At 70.7% G+C, this 16,365-nt stretch carries 16 protein-coding genes; 8 read left to right on the forward strand and 8 right to left on the reverse strand.

Going from position 1 to position 16,365, the window contains the following annotated elements; all coding sequences use genetic code 11:
• Positions 1-10 precede the first annotated feature (10 nt).
• The 3 genes from SROS_RS34465 to SROS_RS48875 all read right to left on the reverse strand — a co-directional run bounded on the left by SROS_RS34465 (position 11) and on the right by SROS_RS48875 (position 4,033).
• On the reverse strand, positions 11-1,369 hold the full coding sequence (locus tag SROS_RS34465; RefSeq protein WP_012893576.1) for an FAD-binding oxidoreductase: 1,359 nt from the start codon (positions 1,367-1,369) through the stop codon (positions 11-13).
• 110 nt (positions 1,370-1,479) lie between these two features.
• Positions 1,480-2,460, reverse strand: coding sequence for an NAD(P)-dependent oxidoreductase (locus SROS_RS34470; RefSeq protein WP_012893577.1), 981 nt, complete (start codon positions 2,458-2,460; stop codon positions 1,480-1,482).
• A 1-nt stretch (position 2,461) separates the two neighbouring features.
• Complete coding sequence (locus SROS_RS48875; protein WP_052317103.1) at positions 2,462-4,033, reverse strand: serine/threonine-protein kinase; 1,572 nt, start codon at positions 4,031-4,033, stop codon at positions 2,462-2,464.
• A 224-nt stretch (positions 4,034-4,257) separates the two neighbouring features.
• Here SROS_RS48875 and SROS_RS34480 point away from each other — a divergent pair, with 224 nt between their 5' ends.
• From SROS_RS34480 to SROS_RS34505, 6 genes are all read left to right on the forward strand, one after another.
• A complete protein-coding gene (locus tag SROS_RS34480) occupies positions 4,258-5,391 on the forward strand; it encodes a CaiB/BaiF CoA transferase family protein (protein WP_012893579.1) in 1,134 nt (377 codons plus the stop codon).
• Positions 5,392-5,531: 140 nt separating this feature from the next.
• Positions 5,532-6,755, forward strand: a complete 1,224-nt coding sequence (locus SROS_RS34485; RefSeq protein WP_012893580.1) for a cytochrome P450 — start codon at positions 5,532-5,534, stop codon at positions 6,753-6,755.
• Between the two features lie 142 nt (positions 6,756-6,897).
• A complete protein-coding gene (locus SROS_RS34490; protein ID WP_012893581.1) occupies positions 6,898-7,743 on the forward strand; it encodes an ABC transporter ATP-binding protein in 846 nt (281 codons plus the stop codon).
• The gene (locus tag SROS_RS34495; RefSeq protein ID WP_012893582.1) at positions 7,740-8,576 is read left to right on the forward strand and encodes an ABC transporter permease; all 837 of its coding nucleotides are present in this window, start codon (positions 7,740-7,742) and stop codon (positions 8,574-8,576) included. The genes SROS_RS34490 and SROS_RS34495 overlap by 4 nt, the downstream gene beginning before the upstream one ends.
• 18 nt (positions 8,577-8,594) lie before the next feature.
• Complete coding sequence (locus tag SROS_RS34500; protein ID WP_012893583.1) at positions 8,595-8,831, forward strand: helix-turn-helix transcriptional regulator; 237 nt, start codon at positions 8,595-8,597, stop codon at positions 8,829-8,831.
• Between the two features lie 4 nt (positions 8,832-8,835).
• Positions 8,836-9,471 carry a hypothetical protein gene (locus SROS_RS34505; protein WP_012893584.1) on the forward strand — a complete coding sequence of 212 codons (636 nt, stop codon included), beginning with the start codon at positions 8,836-8,838 and terminating at the stop codon, positions 9,469-9,471.
• Here the strand turns inward: SROS_RS34505 and SROS_RS34510 are convergent.
• Positions 9,441-9,908: a GyrI-like domain-containing protein gene (locus tag SROS_RS34510; protein WP_012893585.1), complete on the reverse strand. Its 468-nt coding sequence runs from the start codon at positions 9,906-9,908 to the stop codon at positions 9,441-9,443. The two genes, SROS_RS34505 and SROS_RS34510, sit on opposite strands and share 31 nt — an antisense overlap.
• 136 nt (positions 9,909-10,044) lie before the next feature.
• Here SROS_RS34510 and SROS_RS34515 point away from each other — a divergent pair, with 136 nt between their 5' ends.
• A complete protein-coding gene (locus SROS_RS34515) occupies positions 10,045-11,484 on the forward strand; it encodes a GuaB1 family IMP dehydrogenase-related protein (protein ID WP_012893586.1) in 1,440 nt (479 codons plus the stop codon).
• Positions 11,485-11,580: 96 nt separating this feature from the next.
• Here SROS_RS34515 and SROS_RS51375 read toward each other — a convergent pair whose 3' ends face one another.
• Complete coding sequence (locus tag SROS_RS51375; protein WP_012893587.1) at positions 11,581-11,736, reverse strand: hypothetical protein; 156 nt, start codon at positions 11,734-11,736, stop codon at positions 11,581-11,583.
• A gap of 305 nt (positions 11,737-12,041) precedes the next feature.
• Between SROS_RS51375 and SROS_RS34520 the strand changes: the two genes are divergently transcribed.
• Positions 12,042-12,692, forward strand: a complete 651-nt coding sequence (locus SROS_RS34520) for a YflT domain-containing protein (protein ID WP_012893588.1) — start codon at positions 12,042-12,044, stop codon at positions 12,690-12,692.
• Positions 12,693-12,772: 80 nt separating this feature from the next.
• Here SROS_RS34520 and SROS_RS34525 read toward each other — a convergent pair whose 3' ends face one another.
• From SROS_RS34525 to SROS_RS34535, 3 genes are all read right to left on the reverse strand, one after another.
• Positions 12,773-13,723 (reverse strand): carbohydrate ABC transporter permease, encoded by a 951-nt coding sequence (locus SROS_RS34525; RefSeq protein WP_012893589.1) that lies wholly within the window; start codon positions 13,721-13,723, stop codon positions 12,773-12,775.
• Between the two features lie 64 nt (positions 13,724-13,787).
• Positions 13,788-14,759 carry a carbohydrate ABC transporter permease gene (locus SROS_RS34530; protein ID WP_012893590.1) on the reverse strand — a complete coding sequence of 324 codons (972 nt, stop codon included), beginning with the start codon at positions 14,757-14,759 and terminating at the stop codon, positions 13,788-13,790.
• A gap of 87 nt (positions 14,760-14,846) precedes the next feature.
• Entirely contained in the window at positions 14,847-16,202 is a 1,356-nt protein-coding gene (locus SROS_RS34535; protein WP_012893591.1) for an ABC transporter substrate-binding protein, read from the reverse strand.
• Positions 16,203-16,365: the final 163 nt, after the last annotated feature.

The following is a 16,365-nucleotide window of genomic DNA, read 5'->3' on the forward strand; positions in this document are numbered from 1 at the left end:
AATCAACCTCCTAACGCCCCCGTACACACTTGTCGTAGAGGTCGAGCAACCGGCCACCCGCGTCGTATGCCCGCTTGACCGGCCAGTAGGCGATTCCGTTATAAAACCGCCAGAACTCGTCCCGGGAGTAGAACGACGTCGAGTACAACGACTTGTGCCCGTCCAGCTCGTGCACCTTGTTCTCGATGAGACGGTTGTAGTACCCATCGAACTGGCCCCGGGGCAGGGGGACTGTTCCCCAGAAGCCGAAGTTGACGTAGAGCCGTCCGGGCTCCAGCGGGTAGAGCGGCCACTCGCCGGTGGACTTCAGCGGGCACATCCACACCGGCGCCATGCCGACCCTGTCGTGGAAGAAGTCCAGGAACTCCGCGCCGCGCTCGACGGGCACCTCGATGTCCTGGATGACCGACTCCTGGACGGGCTGGCCCCGCCACCGGTCAACCCGGGCGATCACACCGTACTTGCGGTCGAGGCCGACGAGCCTGCGGTAGACGTCGGAGCGCATCCACTTGCGCGGCATGAGCGAGCGCACCAGCGCCCCCTGCACGCCGAAGGCGCGCGAGCACCAGAACCAGTCGGTGTCCCAGCGCCACAGGTAGTCGCGGATGCTCAGCCAGTCGCGGGTCCTGGTCTGGATCGACCGGTAGTAGATGCGCATGCCGGTGTAGTCCGACAGGTAGGGCGCGCGCTCGGCGAACCGGCCGACGGTCACGTAGAGCTCGCCGGGACCGAAGAACGTGCCGTCCACGAAGTCGACCGGCTCACCGTCGTGCTCGCCGCTCTCGCAGATCTCCTTCATGGCGATCATGCACTTGTCGGCGTCGCCGAACGGGATGTGGGTCAGCCGGACGTACGGCTGGACGGGCTTGAGCTTGATCCGGATGCGGAGCGCGTAACCGAGCGTGCCGTAGGAGTTGGGAAAGGCACGGAACAGGTCGCGGTACTCGTTGTCGTCGCGCGCCACGACGATCCGGCCGTCGCCGGTGAGGATCTCCAACTCCTCGACCGACTCGTGCGGCAGCCCGTCGCGGAAGCTGGTGGACTCGATGCCCAGCCCGGTCACCGCGCCGCCCAGCGTGATCGTCTTGAGCTGCGGCACGACGTACGGCATCAGCCCGTGCGCGAGCGTGGCGTCCACCAGGTGCTCGTAGGTGGTCATCCCCTGGACCTCGGCGGTCATGGTGACCGGATCCACCTCGATGACCTGGTCCAGGTCCCGGGCCGACAGCTTCGCTCCGGAAGCGCCGTCCCGGAAGCGGAACAGGTTGGTGGTGGCCTTGGCCAGCCGGGGCACCGCGTCCTCAGGGATCGCGGCGTAGGACTCCCTGATCTGCTCGACGGCGCGCCGATGCGCCGACATCTGTGTCATCTGTTGCACAGGACCTCACCCCCAGAGCCCTCATAGTAAAGATCGCCCCTAGCACGTTATATCTCGGGTGTCCCTCGGGCCAGACGGGACACGTTAAACGCGCGAAAACTCTATGTACGTCCGCCCCCGGGACGGCGCCGGACCACCGGCTCCACCCCGTTGAGCACGTTGGCCACAGGACGTCCCTCCACCGCGGCCCGCAGGTTGTCCAGCACGCACCGGACCAGGCGGCCGGTGGACTGCGGGGTCACCCCGGCCACGTGCGGCGACAGCAGCACCCGGGCGCTGTCGCGCAGCGGGTCTCCGGGCGGCGGCGGCTCGGTCTCGAACACGTCCAGCGCGGCACCGCCCAGGTGCCCGGACTCCAGGGCGGACAGCAGCGCCGCCTGGTCCACCACTCCCCCGCGGGCGGCGTTGACCAGCAGCGATCCCGCGGGCATCCGGGACGGGTCGATCAGGCCCCGGGTCTCCTCCGACAGCGCGATCACCGTCACGAGCACGTCGGAGCCGGCGACCAGCGCCTCCAGCTCCCGGTAGGCGTAGGGCACCTCGCGGGGGCGCCGCGTCCAGTAGGACACCTCGCAGCCGTGGCCGGCGAACATCCGGGCGCACGCCTCGCCGATCGGGCCGAAGCCGACGATGCCCACGCGCGAGCCGTACAGCTCTCTGGGGCCGAGGTCGAGCTGGGGCCAGCCGCCCGCGCGGACCGCGGCGTCGGCGTCGAGCAGCCGCCTGGACAGCGCGAGCGCGGCGGCGAAGCACCACTCGGCCACCGCGATCGCGCTCACTCCCGCGGCGTTGGCCAGCGGCACTCCGGCGGCGGCCAGCGCGCCGAGATCGTGGCCGTCCACGCCCACCGAGGGCTGCTGCACGAACGCCAGGCGCGGGGCGGCAAGGACGGCCTCGGCGTCCAGCGCGAGCCCGCCGCTCCAGTCGCCGACCACGATCTCGGCCTCCGGCAGGGCGGAGAGCAGGGCATCCCGGTCGCGGCGGGCCGGGACGGACACCTCGACCCGCTCTCCCAGCGGGCCGAGCAGGTTGCGCAGCGCCTCCTCGGGAAGCGGCGGCAGCGCCAGCACCCTCCATGCCACCTCATTCACCTCCGCGCGGGTGGAAGCTCTTGAAGGCCCGGTTCATGCTGTTCAGCTGGCTCTTCCACTCGGCGTCGGCGGTGGTCCAGCTCAGCACCATGACCGTGTCGCCGACCCCGATGAACCGGCGGACCTCGTGGTAGGTCACCCCGGGACGGGCCCAGGGCACGCCGCCGCTGTCCTTCATCTTCCAGGTGAACTCCCACTGGAGGCCGGTGCCGTACGCCAGGGGGACGCGCGTGATGTCGTCGGCGTCGATCTCGCTCCACTGCGCCGCGTCGGTCCTGACGGTCCCCTGGAGTGACTCCAGGCTGTCGTGGGGGCCGGGGAGCGCCTCCACCGACATGTGCGCGCCCCCGTCGCGGCGCAGCCACTGGGTGTAGCCCGTCTCGGCGGCCCAGTCGCCCTTCCAACCGGCCGGATAGCGGATGGACCAGTTCTCCGGGGGCCTGGCCTGCCACTGCCTCCACTGCTGCCCCTCCGCGACGGCGGTCCGGCTCCTCGACGGCCTGGGGCTGGGGGACTCGCTCGGCGCCTCCGTCGGGGTGGCCACGGCGTCGACGGTGGAGGTGTCCGAGACCGGACCGGCCTGCGGGGGGCTCTGCGGGTCCGACTGCGTCATCGCCACGGCCGCCGCCGCTCCCCCTCCGGCCAGGACCACCACCGCCGCCACGATCAGCGGGATCCGGCCGCGGCCGCGGTCCCGCCTGCGCCGCGGGGCGGGCATCGCCGAGGTGGGCGCGTCCCGCCTGCGGTGCCGTTCGGTACGGCGGGGCGCCGCCGCGGGGTCGCCGCCCACCTCCGCCAGGAGCGTGTCGGCCTGCTGGAGGGTCAGCCGGTGGGCGGGGTCGCGCTGGAGCATGCCCGTGAGCACCTCCCGCATCGCGGGGGGCACCCGGCCGAAGTCGGGCTCCTCGGTGAGGAGGGCGCCGAGAGTGGCGATGGCGGTGGTGCGCTCGAAAGGGCCGTGGCCCAGCAGCGCGGCGTAGAGGGTGGCACCGAGCGCCCACAGGTCGGACCAGGGGCCCGCCGCGTCGGCCGTGGCACGTTCCGGCGGCAGGAAGCTGGGCGAGCCCGTCACCATGCCGGTCTGGGTCAGCGAGGTGTCGCCCTCCACGGTCGCGATGCCGAAGTCGGTCAGCACGGCCCGCCCGTCGGGGGCGAGCAGGATGTTGCTGGGCTTGACGTCGCGGTGCAGGATGCCCGCCTCGTGGGCCGCCTGGAGCGCCGACAGCACCTGGCGGCCGATGTCGGCGACCTGCTGGACCGGGAGCGGGCCGACCTCGTCCAGCCCGCGGGCCCTGACGAGCTCCATGATGATCCAGGGCCGGCCGTCCTGCTCGGCCACGTCGTAGACCGCCACGATGCCCCGGTGGTTGAGCCGGGCCGCGGTCCTGGCCTCTCGCGAGGTGCGGGTCAGCTGGCGCTCGTGCTCGGCCGGGGCGAGGTTCGGCGGGAGCAGCACCTCCTTGACGGCGACCGGCCGGTCCAGGAGCGTGTCGTATCCCTCCCACACCACGCCCATGCCGCCCCGGCCGAGCTCCTGCAGCAGTCGGTAACGCCCAGCGACCATCCGTTCACTGTGCGGATATGTCATCGCGTAACCCCTAGGTCCCCATTCAGATAACGCGCAAGTTTCCCATAACACCCAAGCACCACGCGGCTTCACGCCGGATGTCTTGCCACAGAAAGCCGAATGTTGTTCTACTTGGCTCTGGGTAAGGCCGGCTATTACCAAGCGCTTGCTTGTGCGAGCCGTGCCCGGCTAGAGTCGAGACCGCATCCGAGGAGATATCGATGGAGCGCGTGACCAGGAAGGGCCCGCTGGCCGGAGTCCGCGTGCTGGAGCTGGCGGGGCTGGCCCCCGGGCCGTTCGCCGGGATGATGCTGGCCGACCACGGCGCCGAGGTGCTGCGGGTGGAGCGCGTCGCCACCGTCGCCGCGGCGGGAGACACCCCGCGCGCCGACGTGATGGACCGGGGCAAGCGGACGGTCGGCCTGGACCTGAAGTCGCCCGAGGGCGTGGCCGCGTTCAAGGAGCTGGTCCGGAGCGCGGACGTGGTCATCGAGGTCTTCCGGCCGGGGGTCGCCGAGCGGCTCGGCATCGGCCCCGCCGACCTGCACGAGGTCAACCCGCGCCTGATCTACGGGCGGATGACCGGCTGGGGCCAGGAGGGCCCGCTGGCGCCGACCGCCGGGCACGACATCGACTACATCGCGATCTCCGGCGTCCTGTCGATGCTGGGCCGCGAGGGCGACCGGCCCACCCCGCCGATCAACATCCTCGGCGACTTCGCGGGCGGCGGCCTCATGCTGGCGTACGGCGTGCTGCTGGCGCTCATCGAGCGGGAGCGGACCGGCGAGGGCAGGGTGATCGACGCGGCCATGGTCGACGGGGCGGCGACGCTGTTCGCCATGTTCTACCACGGGGTCCAGAGCGGCTTCTGGGGCCCGCGCGGGACCAACCTGCTCGACACCGGCGCGCCCATGTACGACACCTACGAGACCTCCGACGGCAAGTTCCTCGCGGTCGGCGCACTGGAGCCGCAGTTCTGGACGGAGATGGTCACGCTGATGGGCCTGGAGGACCTGCCCGACCGGGGCGACAGGTCCCAGTGGCCCGCGCTGCGCGAGCGGCTGGCCGAGGCGTTCAGGTCCAGGACCCGCGCCGAGTGGGAGACGGTGTTCGAGGGGTCGGACGCGTGCGTCTCCCCCGTGCTGGACATGGCCGAGGCCGCCGGCCACCCGCACAACAGGGCCCGCGGCGCCTTCGTCGAGGTCGGCGGCGTCCGGCAGCCCGCGCCCGCGCCGCGCCTGCTCGGCACGGCCGGGCAGGACCTCTCCCCCGCGACCCGGCTGGCGGACCTGTCCTCCTGGGGCCTGTCCGACGAGGCCGCCGCCAAGTTGCGCGCGGCGGGAGTGCTCGCCTGATGGAAGGACCCGCCGTGACCTGACGCGAACGCCCCGCAGTCCCCCGATGTTCCGGAGCTGACCATGCATGATCTCGTCATTCGCGCCGCGACGGCCGTCGGCGTCGCCCGCCCCGCGCCGCGCCCGGCCGGGAGGTGCCGATGAACGCCCCCTTCCCCGAGGAGGACCGGCAGGCCGTACCGCGTGCCTCGGCACCGGCGCTCGACCCGGCCGGGATCGACCTGCTCGACGGCGACATGTACGCCGGCGACCCCTGGCGGGTCTACGCCTGGCTGCGCGAGCACGCGCCGGTCCACTTCGACGCGGGCAACGGCCTGTGGGGCGTCTCCCGGCACGCCGACGTCTCGGCGATCGAGCGGGCCCCGAAGCTCTGGTCCAACGCCGGCGGTTACCGCCCGCAGCTCCCCAGCGACCCGTCGATGATCGGGGTGGACGACCCCGAGCACGCCGAGCGCCGCCGCCTGGTCTACAAGCGCTTCACTCCCCGCTACGTGGCGGAGAGATACACCGACCGGATCCGGGCCGTGGTCACCGAGCTCATCGACGACGCCCTGGACAGGCGCGCCGTGGACGCCGTCCCGGCGCTGGCCGCCCCGCTGCCGGGCCGGATGATCGGCTGGCTGCTGGGCTTCCCCGACGAGCGCTGGCCGGAGCTGGTCCGCTGGTCGGAGACGACGATCGCGGCCGGGGGCGGCCTGCGATACGTCACCCACGAGGCCGCCGTCGCGGCCGGCGAGTTCGCGCTCGCCGTGCTGGACCTGGCGGCCGAGCGGCGCGGATGCCCGCACGACGACCTGGTCTCGATCTGGAGCCGGCAGCCCGGCTACGACGACGACCACCTGGCCAACGAGGCGCTGCTGCTGCTGGACGGCGGCGCCGAGACCACCAGGACCGTCATCGCCACCGCGATCGACGCGCTGATCGAGCATCCCCTCCAGTGGCAGAGGCTGCGGGAGAACCCGGCGCTGATCGGCGACGCGGTCGAGGAGTTCATCCGCTGGACCACCCCGATCCTCAACATGTGCCGGACCGCCACCCGGGACACCGTCCTGCAGGGTCAGGAGATCTCCGAGGGCCAGCAGGTCCTGCTGATGTACGGCTCCGCCAACCGGGATCCGTCGGTCTTCGACGACCCCGGCGTCTTCGACGTCACCCGCGCGCCCGGAGGCCACATCGCCTTCGGCCTCGGCACCCATTTCTGCCTCGGCGCCGCGCTGGCCCGGCTGGAGCTGCGGATCTTCTTCGAGGAGTTCGTCCGCCGGGTCGGCTCGGCGGTCCGGGCCGACGACCTGGGCCCCCGCATCCTGCCCAACGCCTTCGTCAGGGGCGTCACCTCCTTCCCCGTGATCCTGGAGCCGCGCTGAGCACCGGCCCCGCGGACGGGCCCGGCCGGCCCCCGTCCGATCTCTGATCCTCCCAGGTCAGGAGCGGTACACCTATCTCAGGTGTACCGCTTTTCGTAGTGAGGTTTGCTCAAAATGTAGTAGACCTACTACATTCCTACATATGGATACTGCAGTGAGCGTCCACGGCCTGCGGATGAACTACGGCGCGGCCGAGGTGCTCCGAGGCGTCGACCTCGAGATAGGGCGTGGCGAGATCTTCACGCTGCTCGGTCCCAACGGGGCGGGCAAGACCACCACGATCGAGATCCTTGAGGGCTTCAGGAACCGGTCGGCCGGCGAGGTGAGCGTGCTGGGGGTGGACCCCGAGCGGGGCACCGAGGCGTGGCGGGCCAGGCTCGGGATCGTGCTGCAGAGCTGGCGCGACCATCCCCGGTGGGGCGCCAGGGACCTCCTGGCCCATCTCGGCGAGTTCTACGACGACCCCCGCGACCCCGACGAGCTGCTGGCCGCGCTCGGCCTGACCGCGCAGGCCGGGCAGCGGGCCAGCCGCCTGTCCGGCGGCCAGCGCCGCAGGCTGGACGTCGCGCTGGGCATCGTGGGCCGCCCTGAGCTGCTGTTCCTCGACGAGCCGACGACCGGGTTCGACCCGGAGGCGCGCCGGGAGTTCCACCTGCTGATCGAGAAGCTCGCCGCCGACGAGGGCATCACGGTGCTGCTGACCACGCACGACCTCGCCGAGGCCGAGAAGCTGGCGCACCGGACCGCGATCCTGGTCGGCGGGGAGATCGCCGTGTGCGGGACCCCGTCGGAGCTGGCGGAGGCCGTACAGGCGCAGTCGCGCGTCCGCTGGCTGGAGGACGGCCTGGAGCGGGTCGTGACCACGCCGGACCCGTCCCTGGTGGCGTGGGAGCTGCACCACAGGTTCGAGGGCCCGGTCCCCGGCCTGGAGATCCGGCGCCCGTCGCTGGAGGAGAACTACCTGAGCCTCATCGGGAGGGCCGCATGAACGTCAAGTCACTCCGTATCGGCCTGCGCCGGGGCTGGAGGGAGCACCTGCACCTGGTCAAGGACCGCAAGGAGCTGCTCACCACCCTGATCGGCACGGTCGGCGTCTTCGCCCTGCTGCTGCTCTGGATCGGCGACGGCCGGGTCGGGGAGACGGGCGTCTCCCAGGGCACGTTCATGACGGTCGGGTTCCTGGCCTTCACCGTCTTCTCCAACGGCCTGATGACCCTCCCGATGGCGATCGCCACCGACCGCGAGGAGGGGACGCTGCTGCGGCTGCGGACCATCCCCGGCGGCATCCCGGCCTACCTCACCGGGCGGGCGGTGACGGTCCTGTGCCAGATCGCCGTGCAGAGCGTGCTGATCGTGGGCGCCGGCGTCGCCATGGGCGGGATCGCACCGCCCCGCGACTGGCTGACCCTGGCGTGGGTGCTGCTGCTGGGCACCGTCGCCGTGGTGCCGCTGGGGGCGGTCATCGGCTGCCTGGTCCCCGGGCCGAAGGCCGCGGCGGGCCTGCTGGGACTGCCGATGATGGTCCTGATGGTCACCTCGGGGGTCATGGTCCCCGTCACGTTCATGCCCGAGGTCGTCCAGTGGATCTCCCAGGCCTTCCCGCTCTACTGGCAGGGACTCGGCCTGCGGGCGGCGTTCATGCCCGACGCCATGCTCGCCGCCGAGATCGGCGGGAGCTGGCGCCTGCCCTGGGTGGCCGGCGCGCTCGCGACGTGGGCCGTCGCCGGTATGCTGCTGGCGCCGGGGCTGATCCGCCGCGTCACCCGCCGCGAGTCCGGGTCCCGGCTCGCCGAGCGCCGGCTGGCGGCGCAGGCCTCCTGACCCCGGGAGAGCGTTGCGATGTCCGCCGAAGACGTACACAACCGGATCTCGGTGCTGAGAGCCGAGCGCGGCGTCTCGCGCAAGGATCTGGCCGCCGCCCTGGGTGTCCACTATCAGACGATCGGCTATCTGGAGCGGGGCCAGTACAGCCCGAGCCTGTTCCTCGCCCTGCGCATCGCCGAGTATTTCGAGGTGCCGGTGGAGATCGTGTTCTCCCTGAGACCGTTTCCCCGGCTTGGCAGTGAGGTGAGGTGAGGTGATGGGCGAGCTGACCCCCGGGCAGCTGGAGGCCCGCTACCGCGACTGGCCCCCGCGATCCTGGTACGCCACCCGCGGGCGCCGCCGGATCCTCGTCGGGGTGGGTGCCGCGTCCGCCGGGCTGATCTGGATCAGCGCGATCGTCTGCTACTACCTGGCGCCGAGCACGACCGCGATGTGGACCACCTTCGCCCTGACGGGCGCCGCGTTCGTGATCTACGTCGTGGTCTACTCGGCGCTGGTCGGGGCCACCCGCGGGGTGATCGGCCTGGCCGAACGCCACCTCGACGAACGCCAGTCCCGCGAGCGCCGGAAGATCCAGGCCAACGCCCACCGGGGCACCACGGTGACCCTCGTCGTGCTCGGCGTGCTGCTCTCGGTCGCCATGCCCAGGGGCGAAACGGTCGTGCAGATCCCGGCGGCGGCGATCGTCATGCTCGTGTTCGGCGTGATCGCGACGCACGTCATCCTGCCGTCGCTCATGGCGGGCTGGCAGATGTCCGACCCGCCGCCGGACGACGAGGACGACCTGGACGACGGAGAGGGCCGCGGCGGCGAGGACGAGGACGGCCGGAGCGGCCGGGCGCCCGGCCGGTCGGGGAAGGGTCAGCCCATCGACGGGAAGACCGCCACGTAGAGGTCGGCGCCCGCCGGGTGGTGGACCTCCAGGTCGGTGGTGAAGGCGCGGGGCGGGGTGCCACCGGACTCGGTGTGCTTCCACAGCCGCTGCCAGGCCTCCAGGAGCGCCCCCGGCATCGGCCCGCGGGCCTCCAGCTTCAGCGACTGGACGCCGGGCACCCGGACCGCGACCATGCCCTCGGGCAGCGCGGCGGCGGTGCGGACGGCCACCCCGACGATCTGCGTGTAGGAGCCGTGGTGATCGCTCTCGTAGTCGGTCAGCACCGCGTAGATGTTCTCGTCCACCCGGCCGGGGACGTGCGCGAACGCTCCGGGAGCCCCCGCCCGCGCCCACAGCGCGCCCAGCCGCCCCCTGCCCGGTTCGGCCTCGTCGGCGTTCGAGGTCCGTACGGCATGGCCTACGACAATCATCTCGGGCCGATCAACAACGATCACAGCGCCTCCTCATGGCCACCCCGTTAAATTCACGCAAATGGGATCTTAGTGCCCTCCCTGACTGGTGAATCCTCTTGGGAAACCCCAAAACAGGGAACGCTCACCTTGGACTATTCACCGGATAAGGTGGACGAACGTGAAGTTTCTCAATGAGATGGCACCGGCCTACGACCTGACCTACAGCGACGTGTTCATGGTTCCGTCGCGATCCTCCATCGGGTCCCGGCTCGCCGTCGACCTGTCGACCAACGACGGCACCGGCACCACCATCCCGCTCGTCGTCGCCAACATGACGGCGGTCGCGGGGCGCCGCATGGCCGAGACCGTCGCCCGGCGCGGCGGCATCGCCGTCATCCCGCAGGACATCCCGATCGACGTCGTCTCGAACGTGGTGAGCTGGGTCAAGGCGCGTGACCTGGTCCACGACACACCGCTCACGCTCACCCCGCACGACACCGTCGGCGAGGCCCTCAACCTGCTGCCCAAGCGGGCGCACGGCGCGATCATCATCGTCGACTGGGAGAACCGCCCGATCGGCGTGGTCACCGAGGGCGACTGCGGCGGCGTGGACATGTACACGCAGCTCTCCCAGGTCATGTCCGACCACCTGCTCACCCTGCCCGCCGGACTCGACCCGCGCGAGGCGTTCGACCGGCTCCACGGGGGCCGCCACCGGCTCGCCCCGATCGTCGACGACGACGGCCGCCTCGTCGGCATCCTGACCAGGACGGGCGCGCTGCGGGCCACGCTGTACAGGCCCGCGCTCGACGCCTCCGGCAGGCTGCGGGTCGCCGCCGCCGTCGGCGTCAACGGCGACGTGGTCGCCAAGGCCAAGGATCTGCTCGGAGCCGGGGTGGACTGCCTGGTGGTGGACACCGCCCACGGCCACCAGGAGAAGATGATCGGCGCGCTGAGGTCGATCAGGGCGCTCGACCCGGGCGTGCCGATCGCGGCGGGCAACGTCGTCACCGCCGAGGGCGTGCGCGACCTGGCCGAGGCCGGGGCGGACATCCTCAAGGTCGGCGTCGGGCCGGGCGCCATGTGCACCACCCGGATGATGACCGGCGTCGGCCGTCCCCAGTTCTCCGCGGTGCTGGAGTGCTCGGCCGAGGCCCGCCGCCTCGGCCGCCACGTGTGGGCCGACGGCGGCGTCCGGCACCCGCGCGACGTGGCCCTCGCCCTGGCCGCCGGAGCCGCCAACGTGATGGTCGGCTCCTGGTTCGCCGGGACCTACGAGTCTCCCGGTGACACCCGCACCGCCCCCGACGGGCGCAAGTACAAGGAGAACTTCGGCATGGCCTCGGCCCGCGCCGTGAAGCTGCGCACCGCCGAGGACTCCCCCTTCGACCGGGCACGCAAGGCGCTGTTCGAGGAGGGCATCTCCACCTCGCGGATGTATCTCGACCCGGCACGGCCCAGCGTCGAGGACCAGATCGACGCCATCGTGGCCGGCCTGCGCTCCTCGTGCACCTACGCGGGCGCCTCCACGCTGGAGGAGTTCCACGAGCGCGCGGTGGTCGGCATCCAGAGCTCGTCCGGCTACACCGAGGGCATGCCGCTCCACCAGAGCTGGTAGTCCCCGCCCGGCGGTGGCGTCCCACGGCGCCGCCGCCTGCGGCCCGTCCCCGCCGTGAACGCGCTCGCGCGCCCGGCCCGGCCGGTCACGGGGCGGTCAGTGCCGCCTTCGCACTCCCGCCAGGTGGGCGCGACGGTCACGGCGGTCGTGCAGGTACAGCGGCCGCCTGCCCGTGTAGCGGGTGAGACGGCACAGTGCCATCAGTCCTGCGAGCGCGAGCATTGCTTCGATCATCACGATGAATGCGATCATCGAATCTCCTTGAGTGTGGAGACCCCGGGCTTCAGCCATGGGGAGGAGGGCGATCCAGGTTCTTTCGCGGACCTGGCGCCGGACGACCCGTACCGCCGCCCACCGACGGCGTCTTTCCCTAAAGAACCTTAACAGTGACAGGGCGGTTTGTCGCCCTATGTCCGCTTTCGTCAGAAAACTTTTCGTTTGAAAGTATTGCATGTCCTCCGCGGACACAAGGTCTCGCCCGCGATCGCGCATTGTCGACGGGGGGCAGGGTAGTCGCCAGGCCGGATCCCCCTCTACGCACGGGAAGGCGAACGGACATGGCAGAACTCCCCACCCCCCTGGCCACCCCCCCGGCCACCCAGGTCGTCGTCGACCGGAGAGTGCTGGTCGGCTACGACAACTACCTGGCCGCGCAGCGAGCCGTGGACTCGCTCTCCGACGCGGGCTTCCCCGTCGAGCACGTGGCGATCGTCGGCAGCGACCTGAAGCTGGAGGAGACCGTCACCGGCAGGATGACCAACGGACGCGCCGCGCTCACCGGGGCGGGGAGCGGTGCCGTCTTCGGCGCTGTGGTGGGGATGTTCCTCGGGCTGTTCACCTCGACCACGATGTCGTTCATCGTGCTCGTGCTCTGGGCGGCGCTCTGGGGCGCCGTGATGGGAGCGGCCTTCGGGTTCATCAACCACTTCTTCACCGGCGGCAAGCGGGACTTCGCCTCACGCAGCGCGATCGTCGCCGGCCGCTACGACGTGCTGGTCGCGGCCTCCCACCTCGACCACGCCCGCGCCGTCATGGAAGGGGCCCCCGGTCCCGCCGACACGATGGTGGTCGAGGTTCCGCCATCCGCCGGCCTCTACGATCCGGCCGCCGCGCAGCCCACGGCCCCCGACCACCACGCCGTCACGACACCCTCCGCGCCCGGCCACCACGCCACCGCCGAGCCCGCCGCGCCGGACCGCCGCGCCTGACCGGCCGGCCCCGCGCACGCCGCCCGATGTCCCCAGGCCCGGCCGCCGGCCCCGGGCGGGCCTGGGGGCATCGGGCGTGCTCAGCCCTTGACGCTGCCCGCGAGCAGGCCCCGGACGAAGTAGCGCTGCATCGACAGGAAGACGGCCAGCGGGATGATCACCGAGACGAACGCGCCCGAGGTCAGGCGCTGCCACTCGTTGCCCTTGGTGCCGGCCATCTGTGCCAGCCGTACCGTCATGGGGGCGGTCTCCGCGGTGCCGCCGGCGAAGATCAGGGCCACCAGCAGGTCGTTCCAGACCCAGAGGAACTGGAAGATGCCGAAGGTGGCGAGCGCGGGCCCGACCAGGGGCAGGACCAGCTTGCGCAGGATCGCGCCGTGGGTGGCGCCGTCCACGCGGGCGGCCTCCATGAGCTCGCCCGGCAGCTCGGACATGAAGTTGTGGATCAGGAAGATGCCCAGCGGCAGCGCGAAGCAGGTGTGCGCGAACCAGACCTGGACGAAGCGGGCGGGCCCTTCCAGGTCCCAGCCGGGCAGCACCTGGACGCCGAAGACGTCCACGCCCTGGGAGAAGAACGACAGCAGCGGGACCAGGGCCATCTGCAGCGGCACGATCTGGAGCGCGAAGATGCCGATGTAGATCCACTCACGCCCCCGGAACGGCAGCCAGGCCAGCGCGTAGGCGGCGAAGGTGGCCAGGGCCAGCGGCAGGAGCACCGAGGGGATCGTGATGACGATCGAGTTGATCAGGAAGCTCATCATCTGGCCGGAGGACGAGGAGGTGCCGAACAGCACCTCCTGGTAGTTCTCCAGCGTGAGCTGCGGATCGGAGAAGAACGTCCACCACCCGGTGGACTTGATCTGGTCCTCCGGGCGCAGCGAGGACAGCAGCAGGCCGAAGGTCGGAGTGGTCCACAGGACGGCGATGACGATCGCCACGGCGCTGGCGACCCGGCTGGTCAGCCGCCGGCGGACCCGCTGGGGGGCCGTGACGGCCCTGGTCCGCGCCACGGTCTCGGTCAATGTGGTCACGCGGACTCCTTCGTCGGAGACGTTCCCGTAACGCCGTGCCTGCCTGCTCGCCCTGTCCGCCCGTTCACCGGACCTCCCGGCGCTGGCGGATCTGGTAGATCACGATGGGCGTCACCAGGACGAACAGGAAGACCGCGAGTGCCGCGCCCTTGCCAGTCTCGCCGTAGCGGAACGCCTGGTTGTACATCTCGTTGGCGATGACGCTGGTGTCGAACTGGCCGCCGGTCATCGTGCGGACGATGTCGAACAGCTTCAGGGTGCCGATCGACTGGGTGACCAGCACCACGATCACCGCCGAGCGGATGGAGGGCAGCGTCACCCGGAAGAACATCTGCGTCGGGCTCGCCCCGTCCAGCCGGGCGGCCTCGATGATCTCCGCCGGGATCCCCTTGATCGCGGCGGAGAGCACCACGGTGGCGAAGCCCGCCTGGATCCAGACCATCACCACGATCAGGAACAGCGTGTTCAGCGGCGGCTCCTGAAGCCACTGCTGGGGTTCGCCGCCCATGCTCACCACGAGCTGGTTGAGCAGGCCGATCTGGTCCTGGTCCTCGGCGCGGTAGGCGTAGACGAACCGCCAGATGATGCCCGCGCCGACGAACGAGATCGCCATCGGCAGGAACACCAGCGACTTGGCGAGCGACTCGAAGCGGGTGCGGTCCACCAGGACCGCGTAGACCAGCCCGACCGTGGTCACCAGCAGCGGCACGAGCAGGACCCAGATGAGCGTGTTGCGCAACACGGTCAGGGCCTCGGGCTGGGTGAACATCCAGGCGTAGTTGTCCAGGCCCACCCAGTTCAGGCCGTCGCCGCTCATGAACGACAGCAAGGTCGTCCGTACGGCGGGCACCACCAGGCCGATTCCGAGGAGGGCGACGGCGGGCAGGAGCAGGATCGTCGCGTGGGGCCAGGCCCGCCGCCGCATCGGGGCGCGGTCGACCAGCAGCAGGATCACCGCGACCACCACGAGGAACGCGGCGACGCCGATCAGCAGTTGAACGAGTTTGGGCTGTTCGGCGGCGAAGTCGAAGTCCATCGGAGGGAACTCCCGGAAAAGATCGTGCCGAGGGGGGCGCCATGTCCGGCCCCGCAGACTACACGGGACCGGACATACAGGTAAATATCAGGACTTAGGCCAGGAGGCTTCGATGTAGTCGAGGACCGTCTTGGTGTCCTTGCCGTTGATCCAGTCGGTCATGCCCTTCCAGAAGGTGCCGGCGCCGACTGCGGCCGGCATCAGGTCCGAGCCGTCGAAGCGGAAGACCGTCTCCGGGTCCTGCAGCATCTCGATGGAGAGCTTGTCGATGGGGTTCTGCGCGTTGGCGGGATCGACGCCCTTGCGCGCGGAGACGTAGGTCCCCAGCTTCATCCGGGTGTTGGGGAACTCCGCGGAGGCGAGGTAGGCCTGCACGGCCTGGACCTCGGGACGGTCGGTGAAGGCCGCCACGAACTCGCCCGCGCCGAGGACCGGCTTCTTGGACGGGTCGTTGCCCGGCAGGTAGAAGGCGAACACGTCGCCGTCCTCGGCCACCTTCGTGCCCTCGGGCCAGAAGTTGGCGTAGAAGGACGCCTGGCGGTGCAGCGCGCACTTGCCCTGCGTGATCGGGACGCCGCCCTCCTGGAAGGCGGTGCTGGCGATCGACTTCACCGGCCCGTAGCCGCCGTTGACGAACTTGTCGTTCTTGAGGATCGCACCGACCTTGTCCACCGCCGCGACGACCTTGGGGTCGTTGAAGGCGAGCTTGTGGCCCACCCAGTCGTCGTAGCCCTCGGGGCCGATCTCGCGGAGCAGGATGTCCTCGATCCAGTCCGTGGCCGGCCATCCGGTCGCGTCACCGGACTCGATGCCCGCGCACCACGGCTTGACGCCGGAGCCGGCGATCGTGCCGGAGAGCGTCATCAGCTCGTCCCAGGTCGTGGGGACGGCCCAGCCCTTCTCCTTGAACATCTTCGGCGAGTACCAGACGAAGGACTTCACGCTGGCACCCAGCGGCGCGCCGTAGAAGGTGCCGTCGACGGTGGAGTACTTGGCCCAGTCGGGCGACCAGCCCTCGTCGGTCAGCTTCTTCACCTCGGCCGAGGCGGGCTTGAGCTTGCCGGCCTTGGCGAAACGCTCCAGCAGGCCCGGCTGCGGGAAGAAGGCGATGTCCGGCGGGTTGCCGCCATCCGCGCGCACCTGGATCTGGGCCTCGAACTCACCGGTGCCCTCATAAGTGATCTTCATCCCCGTGCACTTAGCGAACGGCTTCCACGCCTCCTGGAACAGGTCGGCCTCGGCGTCGCGGATCGGGGAGTAGATGCTGACGGTCTTGCCGTCGTGCTTGCCGTACTTGCTGAAGGCCGCGCATTCGGCCGAGGTGCTGCCGCCTCCGCTCGCCGATGGCTTGGGCTCCGTGGATCCGCAGGCGGTGACGGCCAGCGCCAGTCCGATGGTGCCCGCCACCAGGGTGACGCGGCCGGCCCGTGAGGGGAGCGACATGAACCTTCCTCCATATGCAGTTGCCGGGAAGTGTGAGAGCGCTCTCTGGAAGAATTGTCTGCCCCCTCCCCGATGTCAATAACTGTGATACTACGGTTACAGTCCCATTTTTCTTGACAGGCAACTCAGACAACCGTGATGCTCGTGAGAGCGCTCTCACACG

This window comes from Streptosporangium roseum DSM 43021 (assembly GCF_000024865.1).
Classification (GTDB): Bacteria; Actinomycetota; Actinomycetes; order Streptosporangiales; family Streptosporangiaceae; genus Streptosporangium; species Streptosporangium roseum.

Coding starts and splice junctions, on each gene's coding strand:
- SROS_RS34465 (WP_012893576.1), bottom strand. CDS start 1,369: ATGACACAGATGTCGGCGCATCGGCGCGCCGTCGAGCAGATCAGGGAG.
- SROS_RS48875 (WP_052317103.1), bottom strand. CDS start 4,033: ATGGTCGCTGGGCGTTACCGACTGCTGCAGGAGCTCGGCCGGGGCGGC.
- SROS_RS34480 (WP_012893579.1), top strand. CDS start 4,258: ATGGAGCGCGTGACCAGGAAGGGCCCGCTGGCCGGAGTCCGCGTGCTG.
- SROS_RS34485 (WP_012893580.1), top strand. CDS start 5,532: ATGAACGCCCCCTTCCCCGAGGAGGACCGGCAGGCCGTACCGCGTGCC.
- SROS_RS34490 (WP_012893581.1), top strand. CDS start 6,898: ATGGATACTGCAGTGAGCGTCCACGGCCTGCGGATGAACTACGGCGCG.
- SROS_RS34495 (WP_012893582.1), top strand. CDS start 7,740: ATGAACGTCAAGTCACTCCGTATCGGCCTGCGCCGGGGCTGGAGGGAG.
- SROS_RS34500 (WP_012893583.1), top strand. CDS start 8,595: ATGTCCGCCGAAGACGTACACAACCGGATCTCGGTGCTGAGAGCCGAG.
- SROS_RS34505 (WP_012893584.1), top strand. CDS start 8,836: ATGGGCGAGCTGACCCCCGGGCAGCTGGAGGCCCGCTACCGCGACTGG.
- SROS_RS51375 (WP_012893587.1), bottom strand. CDS start 11,736: ATGATCGCATTCATCGTGATGATCGAAGCAATGCTCGCGCTCGCAGGA.
- SROS_RS34520 (WP_012893588.1), top strand. CDS start 12,042: ATGGCAGAACTCCCCACCCCCCTGGCCACCCCCCCGGCCACCCAGGTC.
- SROS_RS34530 (WP_012893590.1), bottom strand. CDS start 14,759: ATGGACTTCGACTTCGCCGCCGAACAGCCCAAACTCGTTCAACTGCTG.
- SROS_RS34535 (WP_012893591.1), bottom strand. CDS start 16,202: ATGTCGCTCCCCTCACGGGCCGGCCGCGTCACCCTGGTGGCGGGCACC.